This is a genomic window from Methylobacterium sp. TK31 (genome assembly GCF_055361545.1).
On the sequence record NZ_CM143964.1, the window covers coordinates 103,171 to 118,809 of the forward strand.

Sequence of the window (15,639 nt, forward strand, 5' to 3'; positions counted from 1 at the left end):
GCCACTGTGCGGGGTGTGCGGCGGCGGCGCAACGCGGGCGGCCCCCGGCTCGTTGACGCGTGCATGCGCCGGACCAGATAGGCGCAGGTCCTTCGGCGCCGGTCCCGCGGCGCCGTCCCTTCGGAGAGCCCACCCATGCGATTCCTGCACACCATGGTCCGCGTCGCGGACCTCGACCGCGCCCTCGACTTCTACGTCAACACCTTCGGGCTGCAGGAGGTGCGCCGCGTCGACAACGAGAAGGGCCGCTTCACCCTCGTGTTCCTCGCCGCCCCCGACGATGCCGGCACGGCCAAGGAGACCCAGGCGCCCGTGATCGAGCTGACCCACAACTGGGACCCGGAGACCTATTCGGGCGGCCGCAACTTCGGACACCTCGCCTACGAGGTCGACGACATCTACGCGTTCTGCGCCAAGCTGCAGGCGGCCGGCATCACGATCAACCGCCCGCCGCGCGACGGCAACATGGCCTTCGTGAAGTCGCCCGACGGCATCTCGATCGAACTCCTGCAGAAGGGCCCGGCCAAGCCGCCGCAGGAGCCCTGGTCCTCCATGGAGAACACCGGAAGCTGGTAGGCCGTCGTCGGCGAGCCGCCCCGCGCCGGCGGCTCGCCGCGACCTTCGCTGCCGATCCGTCTCGCCGGCCTCAGGCGCCGGTTTCGGGCGCCGGGGTGATGCCGAGCTGGCTCAGCTTGGCCGCCACGATCTCGATCGGCCGGCGCAGCTTGAGGCTCATGACCGAGACCGGAATGCCCTCGCGGGCCATCTCGGTGAGTTGCTGGACGGATTCGAGCGTCCAGGCCGTGTCGTTTGTCGCCATCGCGTCCTCCTGATCCGGATGCCGTCGGCCGGCGGTCGCCGTCGCGCCATCTCCGGGACGGCTCTGGAGCACCTGGAGCGGCGTGCGACCGCCGCAAGCCGGGAGGCCAAAATCTCGGCAAAATCCCGGCATGCCGCCCGGGCGGGCAGCCCGCCGGCCGCAATGGCCCTTGACCCCCGGCCCGGGCCCGGCGCACATCCGCGCCGGATCAGTCGGCCGGGCGGCCGCTCCGGGCGTCACGCCCGGGGAGGAAAGTCCGGGCTCCATGGAGAGACGGTGCCGGATAACGTCCGGCGGGGGCGACCCCAGGGACAGTGCCACAGAGAGCAGACCGCCACGGACCGGCCTCGGCCGATCCGCGGTAAGGGTGAAAGGGTGCGGTAAGAGCGCACCGCGGACGCGGCAACGCGGACGGCACGGCAAACCCCACCGGGAGCAAAACCGAATAGGGGCGACACGGCGGGCCTCGCGGTCCGCCAGGCCCTCTCTCCAGGCCCGTCGCCCGGGTTGGTTGCTCGAGGCGGTCGGCAACGATCGTCCCAGAGGAATGGCCGCCACGTCCGGGGACCGCGAGGTGCCCGGGCCCTACAGAACCCGGCTTACAGGCCGGCTGATCCCCTCGCCGGTCCGCCGCCGCCCCGCCCCGAGGCCGGCGGTCGCGACGGCCAGCATTCGCGCGGGACATCGCAGGTGTCGCCGTCGCCGTCGCCGCGTCCCGGCCACGCCTGCATTCGCGGCTCTGACGTAGATCTGCAGGCTCAGAGTCCCTGCAGGACCGCCGAAATCGACCGCGCCGAACCTCCGTTCGTCCACGGCCTTCGCAGCGCGCGCACGATGAGATCGTGCGTATGGGCCTTGCACATCTTCGGACGATCTCATGTATAGCCGCGATGACGCTCAAATCCATGCCGAGATCTCGGCCGGAATGATTGGTTCCGGACCGAGGAATTGCTTAATTCATCTCCGCTAGACGAAACATGATCCTGCGGAAGACAAGTTTTCGCGGGTCGTCGTTGTCGTTGATCCGAGGTTTCGCGATGCCGTTCCTGCGCGGGATGAAGAGGCTGGCCGCCGGCGCCCTGGTGTTCGCCGCATATGTCGTGGCGGCCTCCGCAACCGACGACCCGAAGGCTGCCTATCGGCGTCCGACCACGATCCCGTTTCCTGCGCACGCCCCGTACGCGCCGCAGATGGCGACGCTCGGCAAGATGCTGTTCTTCGATCCGCGCCTGAGCGGCAAGCAGAACCTCAGCTGCGCCAGCTGCCACAATCCGTCCTTCGGTTTCGAGGTCCCGGTGCCGGGCGCGATCGGGGCGACCAACATGCCCCTGGGCCGCAAGGCGCCGACCGTGCTGAACGCGGCCTGGATTCCGACCCTGTTCTGGGACGGGCGCGCGCCGGACCTCGAGACGCAGGCCATGGGCCCGATCACCGCCGAGGCGGAGATGGACGGCAAGTTTCCCGAGATCGTCGCCCGCCTGAGGGCCAGGCCGGAATACGAGGCCTGGTTCGCCCGGCTGTTCCCGGCCAGGGCGTGACGCAGGAGGGGATCCTGACCGCGATCGCCACCTACGAGCGGACCGTCGTCTCGGGCTGGGCCCCGTTCGACCGCTGGGTCGAGGGCGACGAGACCGCGATCCCGCCGGCCGCGCAGCGCGGCTTCGCCCTGTTCACCGGCAAGGCGGGCTGCGCCGGCTGCCACACCGGCTGGAACTTCACCGACAACCGGTTCCACGACCTCGGCCTCCCGACCCGGGATCCGGGCCGCGCGGCCTTCGAACCCGACTCGGTCCTGGCCCGGCACGCCTTCAAGACCCCGGGCCTGCGCAACCTGACCTATCGCGCGCCCTTCGGCCATGCCGGCCAGTTCGCCGACCTCGAGGCCATCATCGCCTTCTACGAGAGCGGCGGGATCGCGCGGCCCTCGAAGTCGCCCCTGATGAAGCCGCTCCGGCTGGCCCCGGAGGAGCGGGCGGACCTCATCGCGTTCCTGCGCTCCCTGACGGCCGAGCAGACCCGGACCGCGCTCCCCAACCTGCCGAACTGACCCCGCCCGAACCGACCCCGCCCGAACCGACCCCGACGAGAGCCACCGCGATGTCGATCCGCTACACGATCCTGCTTCCGCTGCTCGGCCTCATGCTCCTGGCGGGGCTTCTCTCCGGCGTCACCGGCTGGGTCGGCCTCGGGGCCGTCGAGGACCTGTCCCGCCTGGGCGGCCGCACCGCCGAGATGAACGAGGCGAGCCGCATCGCCCGCGACCGGTTCAACCGCGCGGAGGATCTCCTCGCGCGGGTGAGCGCGATGACCGATCTCCTCGACATGGCGCCGATCCACGCGGAGTTCACCACCGCCGCGGATCAGCTGACGGCGCTGCTCGACCGCCTCGAAACCCTCGCCGAATCCGACCGGATGCTGACCTTGGCCCGCAGCGCCGCCGCCGAGGCGCGGGGATGGCGCAGCGACGCGGAGGTCCTCCTGGGCATCCGGCCGGCCCGGGAGATCCCCACCCTCGACCGCATGGCCCAGGAGAGCCGGCGTCTGCGGCAGCGCTTCGACGAGGCGGTGAGCCTCGCCGCCGCGGATACGCGGACCCGGATCGAGGCGACGCGCGCGGCGACGCTCCTGCAGATCCGGGCCATGCTCGCGCTGGTGGGCGTCGTCGTGGTCCTCGGCTCGGGCATGGCCTGGTGGCTGGCCGGCACCCTGGCCCGGCCCCTGGTCCGCCTGACCGCCGACACCACCCGCCTCGCCGGCGGCGACACCTCCGTGGCGCTGGCCGCGACGGGGCGCCGCGACGAGATCGGCGACATCGCCCGCGCCGTCATGACGATCCGCGACATGTCCCTGGCGGAGGCCGCCCGGCAGTTGCAGACCACCGAGGCCGCGCGCTTACGCGAGGAGGAGGCGCGGCGCAGCCTGCTGTCCGACCTCGCCGACTGGTTCGAGCGATCGGTGGGCGGGATCGTCGCGCAGGTGGGCGCGGCGGCGACCGGCCTGCAGACGGCCTCGGACACGATGCGGGTGGCGATCGCCGGGACCGCGTCGCGCTCCAGCAGCGCGGCCGAGGCCGCGCGGCAGACCTCCGGGAACTTCACGGCGGTGGCCGCTGCCGCCGACCAGCTCGGTTCGACCGTCGCCGATATCGACCGGCAGGTGGTGGAGGCGGCGGACCTGTCCGCCGCCGCCGTGACGGCGGCCGCCCGCACCGGGGAGAGCATGGCGGCCCTCTCCGCCGCCGCCACCCGGGTGGGCACCGTCGTCGGCCTGGTCTCGACCATCGCGGGCCAGACCAACCTGCTGGCGCTCAACGCCACCATCGAGGCGGCCCGCGCCGGCGAGGCCGGACGCGGCTTCGCGGTGGTCGCCACGGAGGTCAAGGAACTGGCCTCGCAGACCGCGCGGGCGACGGAGGAGATCCGCCAGCAGATCACCGCGATCCAGCAGGCCACCGACGGCGCCGCCCGGGCCATCGACGCGATCACGGCGCAGATCCACGCCATGAGCGGCGTGACGACGCGCATCGCCGGGGCCGTGGAGGAGCAGGGCGCCACCACGCACGCGATCGTGCGGAGCATGGCGGAGGCGTCCGCCGGCACCGACCGGGTCACCGCCGATATCGGGGAGGTCGCCCACTCGGCCGAGGACGCGGGCGGCGTGGCTCGTGTGGTCGCCACCGCGGCCGATGCCCTCGCGGAGCAGTCGCGCGTGCTGCGGACCGAGATCGAGGAGTTCCTCGGCAACGTCCGGGCGGCCTGAGCCGGCGGCCCGGGGACGGGCCGGATGCGGGGCGCCGACCGCGCCGGAACGACGCCTTTGCGCGGGAAAACTTACGCTCGATTAACCTTGCTGAGGTCTGATCGGAACGAGCCGCTCCCCCTCGGCCAGGTTCGTTGACGGCGCTCAGAGGCCCATGGTACCCCGATTCATCCCGTCAACGGCGATTTTCGGATCGACGGACGCAGCCTGTCCCAGGCAGGCCGGTGTCCGCATGCGCGGTCGCGTCACGCGTCGACCCGGAGACGCCTCGTCTCTCCGAGCCGCGCCTGCGCGCTCCAGCCCCGTGGAAGGGACGCATGCGCCGCTTCAGTCCGGTCGAGTCTCCGCTCATCCCACTTCGTCCGTCGCCCGCCGTGCGATTCCCGCGCACCGGGATCGTCCGATGACGCGCGCCCCCCGCGAGGCGCGGGCGAGCCGGTCCGCCGACGGGGCGCCGCACATCCCCGTCCTCCTCGACGAGGTCCTCGCCGTCCTCGACCTGCCGGGCCGGGCGCTCGCGGTCGACGGCACCTTCGGGGCCGGCGGCTACACCCGGGCGATGCTCGGCGCCGACCCGGCCGTTCACGTTCTGGCGATCGACCGCGACCCCGGCGCCATCGCGGGGGGCGCCCCCCTGGTGGCCGAGGCCGCCGGGCGCCTGACCCTGGTGCCCGGCCGCTTCGGCGGCCTCGATGTCAGCGTGCAGGGCACGGGTCACGCCTCGGCCGACGCCGTCGTCCTCGATATCGGCGTCTCGTCGATGCAGATCGACCAGGCCGAGCGCGGCTTCTCCTTCCGCAACGACGGCCCCCTCGACATGCGCATGGAGCGGGCCGGGCCGAGCGCGGCCGACCTCGTCAACGAATCCGAGGAAGCCGACCTCGCCGACATCATCTTCCATTACGGCGAGGAGCGCCGCTCCCGGGCCGTCGCCCGGGCGATCATCGAGGCGCGCCGCAAGGGCCGCATCGAGACCACCGCGGCGCTCGCCGACATCGTGGCCAGCGTGGTCTGGGCCGATCCGGCCAGCGGCATTCATCCGGCGACCCGGACCTTCCAGGGCCTGCGCATCGCGGTGAACGACGAGCTCGGCGAATTGGTCCAGGCGCTCCACGCCGCCGAGCGCATCCTGCGGCCCGGCGGCCGCCTCGCGGTGGTGACCTTCCACTCGCTCGAGGACCGGATCGTGAAGCAGTTCTTCTCGGCCCGCAGCGGCCGGGCGGCCCAGGCCTCCCGCCACCTGCCGAGCCTGGAGGCGCCGGCCCCGCGCAGCTTCGCGGCCGTGACCAAGGGTCCGGTGCTGCCGACCGACGCCGAGACCGCCGCCAATCCCCGTGCCCGCTCGGCCAAGCTGCGCGCGGTGGAACGCACGGACGCCCCCGTGCCCGCCCCCCTGGCCGCCATCGAGACCCTGGCCGCGCTCCCGGCGCGGACAGGTCGGAGCGGAGGAGCGCGCCGGTGATCCGTTTGCTCAATCTCATCGCCGTGCTCGGCCTGATCGGCTCGGCGATCTACGCCTACTCGATCAAGTACGACACGCTCTACCAGGCCGGGCAGGTCTCGAAGGCCCAGACCCAGCTGAAGAAGGAGCGCCAGGCCATCGCGGTGCTGCGCGCCGAGTGGCAGCTCCTCACCCGTCCGGACCGGCTCCAGGCGGCGGTGGAGCGCTACCTCGCCCTCGAGCCCATCGGCACCGCCCATCTCGGGCGCCTCGCCGACCTGCCGGCGCGCCCCGACCGCGGCGACGAGATCGGCCGGCTCCTGGCCGCCACCGCGACGCCGAAGGAGAAGCCGGTGGCGGGCCGCGGCGGCGACGAGCCGCGCACCACCGGCAGCATCACGCCGCGCACCACCACGACCAGAACCCCGACCACGACTTCGAGGTAGTGCCCGTGTCCGAAGTCCTGCCGCCCGACCAAGTCCTGCCACGCGACCGAGACCCCGCCCGGCCCTCGGACCCGAACGCCGAGGCCGCTCCCGTCGCGACCCCGGAGGCGATCCGGGTCGAGCGGACGATGCTGGAGCCGGCCGCCGAGGCCGCCGCCGCGCCGCCGCTGTCGAAGCGCCAGTGGATCGCCCGCAACGTCCGGGCGATGTTCCACCTCGCCATCGAGCGGTCCTATACCCGCGTCGGCCTCGTCGGCCTCGCCTTCACGATGGTCTTCGCCACCATCGGCGGCCGGCTGATCCTCGGCGCCGCCTTCCCGGAGGCCGACAACGGCGACCGCAGGATCGCGGCCGCCGCCACCACGGCGATCCGCCCGGACATCGTCGACCGCAACGGCGAGATCCTGGCCACCGACATCCGCACGGTCTCGATCTTCGCCGAGCCGCGCAACATCTACGACAAGGACGAGGCGGTCGAACTCCTCACCGCCGTGCTGCCGCAGATCAACGCCACCGAATTGCGGGCCAAGCTCTCCACCAAGAAGGGCTTCGTCTGGGTCAAGCGCGAGATCACCCCGAAGCAGCAGGCCGAGGTCCACCGCCTCGGCATCCCGGGCGTCGGCTTCCTGCCCGACCACAAGCGCGTCTACCCGAACGGGGTCGCGGCCGCGCATATCCTCGGCGTGACCAACCTCGACAACATCGGCATCGCCGGCATCGAGAAGTACATCGACAACCAGGGCAACAAGGCGCTGAATGATTTCGGCCTCGTGGCCAAGCAGACCGACCTGAAACCGGTCCAGCTCTCCATCGACCTGCGGGCCCAGTTCGCGGTGCGGGACGAGCTCGCCTGGGGTCTCGACCACTTCAAGGCCAAGGCCGCCGCCGGCATGATCCTCGACGTGCAGACCGGCGAGGTGATCGCGCTCGCCTCCCTGCCGGATTTCGACCCGAACGACCCGGCCGACGCGCTCAACCCCGACCGCATCAACCGCATGAACGTCGGCGTCTACGAGATGGGCTCGACCTTCAAGGCGATGACCCTGGCGATGGCCCTCGATTCCGGCAAATTCAACGTCAACTCGACCTTCGACACCCGCGGCGGCGTGCTGAACTGGGGCCGCCAGAAGATCCACGAGTACCACGGCACCAACCGCGTCATCACCATGCCGGAGGTGTTCACCCACTCGTCGAACATCGGCTCGGCCAAGATGGCGCTCGGCATCGGCGTGCCGGGCCACAAGGCCTTCCTGAAGAAGATGGGCCTGACCGACCGGATGCGCACGGAGCTGCCGGAGAGCGCCGAGCCCATCGTCCCGCCGCGCTGGACCGAGATCAACACCATCACCATCGCGTTCGGCCACGGCCTCGCGGTGGCGCCGATCCAGGCGACCGCGGCGGTGGCGGCCATCGCCAATGGCGGCTTCCTGATGACCCCGACCTTCCTCAAGACCACCGCCGAGGAGGCGATGGCCAAGGCCACCCGCGTGCTCAAGCCCGAGACCAGCGAGGCGATGCGCTTCATCATGCGCCTCAACGCCGTCGAGGGCTCGGCCAAGAAGGCGGCGATCCCGTACTACTTCGTTGGCGGCAAGACCGGCACCGCCGAGAAGGTGATCCACGGCCGCTACGTCAAGAACCGCCTGTTCACGACCTTCATGGCCGCCGCCCCCATGAACAACCCGAAATACCTGTTCGTCACCATCATGGACGAGCCTCAGGGCCTGCCGGAATCCGGCGGCTACGCCACCGCCGCCTGGAACTCGGGCGTCGTCACCGGCCGGGTGATCGAGCGCGTCGCCCCGGTGCTCGGCCTGCCGCCGCAATTCGATCCGCCGGTGAAGCCCTTCCCCCTGATGGTGAAGCTCGGCGCCTACCACGCCACGCAGGTGGACGGGCGATGAGCGGGCCGACCCTCGGCGGGCTGTTCCCCGAGGCGGAGGCCGGGAGCGCCGGCCTGCCGGTCTCGGGCCTCACCGCGGATTCACGAAAGGTCGCGCCGGGCTTCGTCTTCGTGGCCGTGCCCGGCACCGCCGCCGACGGCCGCCGCTTCGCCGCCCAGGCCGTCGCGGCCGGCGCCGTGGCGGTGGTGAGCGAGGGGCCGCGGCCCGACGGCCTCGGGCCGAGCGTGCCCTATATCGCCGTCGCGGACGTGCGCCGCAGCCTCGCCCTCGCGGCGCGGGCCTTCTCGGGCCGGCAGCCGGCCCAGGTGGTGGCGGTGACGGGTACGAGCGGGAAGAGCTCGGTCACGGATTTCGTGCGCCAGATCCTGGCCCGCCTCGGCGCCGAGGCCGCGAGCCTCGGCACGGTCGGCATCGTCAGCAACCGGGGCGTCACCTACGGTTCGCTCACCACCCCGGACCCCGTGACCCTGCACGCCACCCTGGCGCGCCTCGCCGCGGACGGCATCGACTACCTGGCGATGGAGGCGTCCTCGCACGGGATCGAGCAGCGCCGCCTCGACGGGGTCGAACTCGCCGCGGTGGGCTATACCAATCTCGGCCGCGACCATCTCGACTACCACGCCACCATGGACGACTACCTGGCGGCCAAGCTGCGCCTGTTCACGACCCTGGCCCGGCCCGGCATCCCGGCGGTGGTCAACAGCGACGGCGCCTATGCCGACGTCGTCGTGGCGGCGGCCGCCGCCCGCGGCCTCGACGTGCACACCACGGGCACCAAGGGCGACACCGTGCGGCTGCTCGCGGCGCGCACCGAAGGCTTCCACCAGCACCTCGCCCTGCAGGCGCCCGGCGCCTCGGGCCGGCTCGAGGACTACACCGTGCGCCTGCCGCTGGTCGGCGGCTTCCAGGTGGAGAACGCGCTCCTCGCCGCCGGCCTCGTGCTGGCGACCCCCGCCGGCCGGGCCGACCCGGCGGGCGTGATCGCCGCCCTCGAACACCTCACCGGCGTGCCGGGCCGGATGGAGCGCATCGGCGAAGCGAATGGCGGCCTGTGCCTCGTGGACTACGCCCACAAGCCGGAGGCCCTCGACGGCGTGCTGACTGCCCTGCGCCCCTTCGCGACGGGGCGCCTTCGCGTGGTCTTCGGCTGCGGCGGCGACCGCGACACCGGCAAGCGCCCGATCATGGGCGGCATCGCGGCCGCCAAGGCCGACGTCGTCATCGTCACCGACGACAACCCCCGCTCCGAGGACCCGGCCGCGATCCGCGCCGCGATCCTCGCCGCCGCGTCCGGCGCCGTGGAGATCGGCGACCGGGCCGAGGCGATCCGTACCGCCGTGCGCGCCCTGGAGCCCGGCGACGTCCTCGTGGTGGCCGGCAAGGGCCATGAAACCGGCCAGATCGTGGGGTCACAGGTCCTGCCCTTCTCGGACCACGACGTCCTCCGGGCTGCGATCGCGGAACGCTCAGCATGACCGACACCACCCCGCTCTGGACGCGCGAAGCCCTGGAGGCCGCCACCGGCGGCACGCTGTCGGGCGCGCCGAAGCCGATCACCGGCGCCTCGATCGATACCCGCACGCTGCAGCCGGGCGACCTGTTCTTCGCCATCCGGGGCGAGGCCCGGGACGGGCACGACTTCGTCGCGACCGCCCTGGAGCGCGGCGCCGGCGCGGCCGTGGTGGCGGCGGACCGCGCGCCGGATTTCGCGGAGGCCGGGCCGGTCCTGGCGGTCTCGGGCGCCGGCGACGATCCCGTCCTCGACGCCATGCGGACGCTCGGTGCCGCGGCCCGGGCCCGCACGGGCGCGAGCGTCGTCGCGGTGACGGGGTCGGTCGGCAAGACCGGGACCAAGGAGGCCCTGCGCCACGTCCTCTCGGCGCAGGGGGCGACACATGCCTCCATCGCCTCCTACAACAACCATTGGGGCGTGCCCCTGACCCTGGCGCGCATGCCCGCCGACACCCAGTTCGGCGTGTTCGAGATCGGCATGAACCACGCGGGCGAGATCGTGCCGCTCAGCGCGATGGTGCAGCCCGACATCGCCCTGGTGACCACCGTCGAGCCCGTGCATATCGAACACTTCGCCTCGGTGTCGGCCATCGCCGACGCCAAGGGCGAGATCTTCTCCGGGCTGAAGGTCGGCGGCACCGCGATCCTCAACCGCGACAACCCGAACTACCCCCGCCTCCTCGCCCATGCCCAGGCCTCCCGCGCCGGCCGGGTCGTCACCTTCGGCGAGCACCGGGAAGCGGATGTCCGCGCCCAGCGCATCGTGCTGCGCCCCGACCTCTCGGTGGTCGACGCCGTGGTGATGGGCATTCCGGTGACCTACCAGCTCGGCACGCCCGGGCGGCATACGGCCATGAACTCGCTGGGCGTGATGGCGGTGGTGCATGCCCTCGGGGCGGACCTCGCCCGCGCGGCCCTGTCGCTCGCCGCCCTCAGGCCGCCGGTCGGCCGCGGCGAGCGCACCGCCCTGGCGATCGGGGAGGGCGAGGCCTTCTTGGTCGACGAGAGCTACAACGCCAACCCCGCTTCGATCCGCGCCGCCCTGGCGACGCTGGCCGGGATCGAGACCGGCCCGCGCGGTCGCCGCATCGCGGTGCTGGGCGACATGCTGGAGCTCGGACCCCAGGGCGAGGCCCACCATCGCGACCTCGCCGGGCCGGTGGAATCCGCCAAGGTCGACCTCGTCTTCACGGCCGGGCCGCTGATGCGCAACCTCTTCGAGGCCCTGCCGGTGAGCCGGCGCGGCGCCTGCGCGGCGACCTCCGCCGACCTGCTCGAACCCGTGCTCTCGGCCCTGCGCCCCGGGGACGCCGTCATGGTGAAGGGTTCGAACAGCATCCGCATGGGCCGGATTGTCGAAGCGCTCAAAGCCCGTTACGCGAACGCCCAAGCCGAACCGCCGCACGCCGCCGTGCGCTGAGGCGACCTTCATCACGGCCGGGGAGGGGCGATGCATGCCCCGCGACTCCGGCCGAGTTCCGAACTGAACCACGGCCGGGTGCTGGATGCTGTATCTCCTGTCGGACTTGAGCGGCACCGTCTCCGCCCTTAACGTCTTCCGCTACATCACCTTCCGCACCGGCGGCGCCCTGTTCACGGCGGGCCTGTTCGTGTTCTGGTTCGGGCCGCTGATCATCTCCCTGCTGCGCCTGCGCCAGGGCAAGGGCCAGCCGATCCGCGAGGACGGCCCCCAGTCGCACCTGCTGACCAAGCGCGGCACCCCGACCATGGGCGGCCTGATGATCCTGGCCGGCTGCGTCGTGGCGATCCTGCTCTGGGCCAACCCGCGCAACCACTACGTCTGGGTCACCCTGGCGGTGACGCTCGGCTTCGGCGCGATCGGATTCTACGACGACTACCTCAAGGTGACGAAGCAGTCGCACAAGGGCTTCTCGGGCAAGTTCCGCCTGGTGCTGGAGGCCTGCATCGCGATCGCGGCCTGCGTGCTGATCTCGGTCTATTCGGCGCCAACCCTGCAGAACCAGCTCGCCTTCCCGATCTTCAAGGATGCGCTCCTGAACCTCGGCTGGTTCTACGTGCTGTTCGCCGCCTTCGTGATCGTCGGCGCCGGCAACTCGGTGAACATGACCGACGGCCTGGACGGCCTCGCCATCGTGCCGGTGATGATCGCCTGCGGCACCTTCGGCGTCATCGCCTACCTGGTCGGCAACGTCTTCACGGCGGGCTACCTGCAGGTGAACTACGTCCGCGACACCGGCGAGCTCGCGGTGGTCTGCGGCGCGGTGATCGGGGCGGGACTCGGCTTCCTCTGGTTCAACGCGCCCCCCGCCCAGGTCTTCATGGGCGATACCGGGTCCCTGGCGCTGGGCGGCCTCCTCGGCACCATCGCGGTGGCGACCAAGCACGAAATCGTGCTCGCCGTCGTCGGCGGCCTGTTCGTCCTGGAGATGATGTCGGTGATCATCCAGGTCGCCTCGTTCAAGCTGACGGGCAAGCGGGTCTTCCGCATGGCGCCGATCCACCACCATTTCGAGCAGAAGGGCTGGAAGGAGCCGCAGGTCGTGATCCGGTTCTGGATCATCGCCGTGATCCTGGCGCTGGCCGGCCTCGCCACCCTGAAGCTGCGCTGAGCCCGTCGCCAGAGAGCCCGTCACCATGACGCCCGTCACCACCTTCGCCGGCCGGAAGGTCGCCCTGTTCGGGCTCGGCGGCTCCGGCCTCGCCACCGTCCGCGCCCTGATCGCGGGCGGCGCCGACGTCCTCGCCTGGGACGACAGCCCCGAGAGCACGGGCAGCGCCCGCGACCAGGGCATCACGGTGTTCGACCTGCACGAGGCCGACTGGTCCGGCTTCTCCGCCCTGGTGCTGGCCCCCGGCGTGCCGCTCACCCACCCGGCCCCGCACTGGACCGTGGAGAAGGCGCACGAGGCCGGCATCCCGGTCATCGGCGACATCGAGCTCTTCGTCCAGGAACGCCGGGCGCTTGCGCCGGGCGCGCCCTTCGTCGCCATCACGGGCACCAACGGCAAGTCGACCACCACGGCGCTGATCGCCCATATCCTGGCCTCCGCGGGCCGCGACGTGCAGATGGGCGGCAACATCGGCACCGCGATCCTCTCGCTGGCGCCGCCGGCGCCGGACCGGATCCACCTGATCGAGATGTCCTCGTTCCAGATCGACCTGACGCCGAGCCTCGACCCGAGCCTCGGCATCCTCCTCAACATCACGCCCGACCATCTCGACCGACACGGCACGCTCGCCGACTATGCGGCCATCAAGGGGCGGCTGGTGGCGGGCGCGGACCGCGCCGTCGTCGGCGTCGACGACGACCTCAGTCGCGCCATCGCCGATGCGCGGACGGGTCCGACGATACGCATCCATGTCGGGACGCCGGAGGCCGGCTTCGACGGCCTGTCGGCCCGCGACGGAACGGTGTTCGACGCCGACGGCACGCCGATCGCCGACCTGACCGGGATCGGCTCCCTGCGGGGCGCGCACAACTGGCAAAACGCGGCGGTGGCCGCCGCCTGCGTGCGCGCGTTGGGCATCGGCGACGCTGAACTCGTGGCGGGCCTGCGCAGCTTCCCCGGGCTGCCCCACCGGATGGAAGAGGTTGGCCGGCGCGGGCGCGTGCTCTTCGTCAACGATTCGAAGGCGACCAACGCCGATTCCACCGAAAAGGCGCTGACCGCCTTTCACGACATCCACTGGATCCTCGGCGGCAAGGCCAAGGAGGGTGGCATCGCGCCCCTGGCACCGCTCTTCGGCCGCGTCGCCCACGCCTACCTGATCGGGGCGGCGAGCGACGCCTTCGCCGCCACCCTGGAGGGCCGGGTGCCCTACACCGCCTGCGGCACCCTCGCGGTCGCCACCGCGAAGGCCGCCGAGGCTGCGGCCGCGTCGGCGGCGGCCGAGCCCGTGGTGCTGCTCTCGCCGGCCTGCGCCTCCTACGACCAGTTCCGGAGTTTCGAGGATCGTGGGGATCAATTCCGGAATCTGGTGCGCGCGCTGCCCTGAGCTCGGGCGCTTCTCGAATTCTCAATCATTGCCGCGCCTCATCGGGGGCGTGTAGCGCGGTTCCGCCCCGTCGGCGGCGCGGTGATGGGTTGAGTGCATGGCGTCCACGATGGCACCCGGCGCGGCGCGCTGGCAGGCGGGGGCCTGGGCCCACATCCCCGTCCTGCACGTGCTCCGGCGCCTCGCGACGCTGCTCCTCGTCGCCTTCATCTTCTTCGCCTGCTTCGCCTTCTCGGACACCTCGCCCTACGACCTGGTGGCGATCCCCACCATCGTGCTCTGGCTCTGCCTCGGCCTGCGCCTGCACCGGGGCGTGGTGCCGCTGCTCTGGCTGCTGATCCTCTACGTCAGCGCGATCACGGTGGCGCTGCTGCCCTATGTCGACCAGCCCCTGCCGGTGACCTGGACGATCCAGCTCGCCTACCTCGCCATCACGGGCGTGTTCTTCGCCATGCTGTTCTCCGACGACACGCAGGCGCGGATGGAGCTGACGCTCAAGACCTTCGTGGCGAGCTGCCTCCTGTCGAGCGCTTTCGGCATCGTCGGCTATTTCGGCTACATCCCGACGGAGGACCTGTTCTACAAGTACGGTCGCGCCTCCGGCACCTTCCAGGACCCGAACGTCTTCGGCTCGTTCCTCACGCTCGGCGCGCTCTACCTGATGCACGGCCTGCTCCTCGGCACCAGCCGGCGGCCGATCCTCGCCTGTGCGATCCTGATGGTGATCGTGGCGGGCATCTTCCTGTCGTTCTCGCGCGGGTCCTGGGCCGGCACGCTCGTCGCCGTCGCCGTGATGGTCGGCAGCGTCTACACCACCACGGCCTCGACGCGCCTGCGCCGGCGCATCGTCACCCTGACGGTGCTGGCCGTCGTCGCGACCGCGGTCGCCATCGTGGGACTGCTCTCGATCGGCGACACCGCGGAGATGTTTTCCAAGCGCGCCGCGGTCACGCAGGACTACGACACCGGCGAGACCGGCCGCTTCGGCAACCAGATGCGCGGCCTCGGCCTCCTGGTGGACGAGCCTCTCGGGATGGGCCCCTTGCGCTGGCGCCTGATCTTCGCGCTGGAGCCGCACAACACCTATATCGGCAGCTTCGCCAACGGCGGCTGGCTCGCCGGCGTCACCTTCATCGGCCTCGTGCTGACGACAAGCGTCGTCGGCTTCCGCCTGATGCGGCGCGACACGCCCTATCGCCGCCACGCCCAGATCGTCTGGCCGGCCCTGCTGATGTTCTTCCTGCAGGCCTTCCAGATCGACATCGAGAAGTGGCGCCACGTCTACATGATGCTCGGCATGATCTGGGGGCTCGAGGCGGCCCGGCTGCGCTGGCTTTCCGGTCGGCATGGGGCTGACGGACAGACGTCTCGGTGAGGCGCCCTCTCCGGTGCGCGGTCTCCCCGCCCGCTTGGGGAGGAGGAGAGCCGCCCGCACCGGACGATGCCTAATCCGGCCTTGGCTCCGCCGCGTCCGCCTCCTCAGGCTCCGGATCGGCCGTCCAGGCCGTGGCGAAGGCCGCGAGGTGGCGGGCATCCGCGAAGGCCAGGACGGTGACGGCCCGGTCCTCCGGCATTCCGCCGGGATAGGGCGACAGCAGGACCTTCTCCTCGGACAGCTTCGCCCCCGGCGCGTGCTCGGCGAGCCAGGCCTCCGCCTCGGCCGTGAGGCGGCTCGGATCGGACGCGTCGCGCGCCCGGGAATCGCCGCGCAGGACGAGGACGTAGGAGCCGAGCGCCGGATTGCGCTGCTGCACCGCTTTTACGATGTCGAGAAACATG

12 protein-coding genes, 1 other RNA gene and 1 pseudogene are annotated in these 15,639 nt (G+C 71.7%); 12 read left to right on the top strand and 2 right to left on the bottom strand.

Features of this window, described 5'->3' with window-relative positions:
- Positions 1–135: 135 nt before the first annotated feature.
- Positions 136–576, top strand: a complete 441-nt coding sequence (gene gloA, locus ACXJY8_RS00540) for a lactoylglutathione lyase (protein WP_463774873.1) — start codon at positions 136–138, stop codon at positions 574–576.
- 70 nt (positions 577–646) lie between these two features.
- Here the strand turns inward: gloA and ACXJY8_RS00545 are convergent, their stop codons facing one another.
- Positions 647–820 (bottom strand): hypothetical protein, encoded by a 174-nt coding sequence (locus ACXJY8_RS00545; protein ID WP_200930083.1) that lies wholly within the window; start codon positions 818–820, stop codon positions 647–649.
- A 208-nt stretch (positions 821–1,028) separates the two neighbouring features.
- Between ACXJY8_RS00545 and rnpB the strand changes: the two genes are divergently transcribed.
- The 11 genes and pseudogenes from rnpB to ACXJY8_RS00600 all read left to right on the top strand — a co-directional run bounded on the left by rnpB (position 1,029) and on the right by ACXJY8_RS00600 (position 15,235).
- Positions 1,029–1,438: RNase P RNA component class A (gene rnpB / locus ACXJY8_RS00550), an RNA gene on the top strand.
- Positions 1,439–1,875: 437 nt separating this feature from the next.
- Positions 1,876–2,867: pseudogene (locus ACXJY8_RS00555) on the top strand (cytochrome-c peroxidase).
- Positions 2,868–2,917: 50 nt separating this feature from the next.
- Positions 2,918–4,579 carry a methyl-accepting chemotaxis protein gene (locus ACXJY8_RS00560; RefSeq protein WP_463774877.1) on the top strand — a complete coding sequence of 554 codons (1,662 nt, stop codon included), beginning with the start codon at positions 2,918–2,920 and terminating at the stop codon, positions 4,577–4,579.
- A gap of 403 nt (positions 4,580–4,982) precedes the next feature.
- Positions 4,983–6,041, top strand: a complete 1,059-nt coding sequence (gene rsmH / locus ACXJY8_RS00565; protein WP_463774880.1) for a 16S rRNA (cytosine(1402)-N(4))-methyltransferase RsmH — start codon at positions 4,983–4,985, stop codon at positions 6,039–6,041.
- The gene (gene ftsL / locus ACXJY8_RS00570) at positions 6,038–6,466 is read left to right on the top strand and encodes a cell division protein FtsL (RefSeq protein ID WP_055955178.1); all 429 of its coding nucleotides are present in this window, start codon (positions 6,038–6,040) and stop codon (positions 6,464–6,466) included. The genes rsmH and ftsL overlap by 4 nt, the downstream gene beginning before the upstream one ends.
- Positions 6,467–6,594: 128 nt before the next feature.
- Entirely contained in the window at positions 6,595–8,370 is a 1,776-nt protein-coding gene (locus tag ACXJY8_RS00575; RefSeq protein ID WP_463780245.1) for a peptidoglycan D,D-transpeptidase FtsI family protein, read from the top strand.
- A complete protein-coding gene (locus ACXJY8_RS00580) occupies positions 8,367–9,845 on the top strand; it encodes a UDP-N-acetylmuramoyl-L-alanyl-D-glutamate--2,6-diaminopimelate ligase (RefSeq protein ID WP_463774885.1) in 1,479 nt (492 codons plus the stop codon). Before ACXJY8_RS00575 ends, ACXJY8_RS00580 begins: the two co-directional genes overlap by 4 nt.
- Positions 9,842–11,302 (top strand): UDP-N-acetylmuramoylalanyl-D-glutamyl-2,6-diaminopimelate--D-alanyl-D-alanine ligase, encoded by a 1,461-nt coding sequence (locus ACXJY8_RS00585; protein WP_463774887.1) that lies wholly within the window; start codon positions 9,842–9,844, stop codon positions 11,300–11,302. The genes ACXJY8_RS00580 and ACXJY8_RS00585 overlap by 4 nt, the downstream gene beginning before the upstream one ends.
- An 85-nt stretch (positions 11,303–11,387) precedes the next feature.
- Positions 11,388–12,473 (top strand): phospho-N-acetylmuramoyl-pentapeptide-transferase, encoded by a 1,086-nt coding sequence (gene mraY / locus ACXJY8_RS00590; RefSeq protein WP_463774890.1) that lies wholly within the window; start codon positions 11,388–11,390, stop codon positions 12,471–12,473.
- Positions 12,474–12,498: 25 nt separating this feature from the next.
- Complete coding sequence (gene murD, locus ACXJY8_RS00595) at positions 12,499–13,860, top strand: UDP-N-acetylmuramoyl-L-alanine--D-glutamate ligase (RefSeq protein WP_463774892.1); 1,362 nt, start codon at positions 12,499–12,501, stop codon at positions 13,858–13,860.
- A gap of 97 nt (positions 13,861–13,957) precedes the next feature.
- Positions 13,958–15,235, top strand: coding sequence for an O-antigen ligase family protein (locus ACXJY8_RS00600; RefSeq protein ID WP_463774894.1), 1,278 nt, complete (start codon positions 13,958–13,960; stop codon positions 15,233–15,235).
- A 70-nt stretch (positions 15,236–15,305) separates the two neighbouring features.
- Here the strand turns inward: ACXJY8_RS00600 and ACXJY8_RS00605 are convergent, their stop codons facing one another.
- Positions 15,306–15,638, bottom strand: coding sequence for a hypothetical protein (locus ACXJY8_RS00605; protein ID WP_463774896.1), 333 nt, complete (start codon positions 15,636–15,638; stop codon positions 15,306–15,308).
- Position 15,639 lies beyond the last annotated feature (1 nt).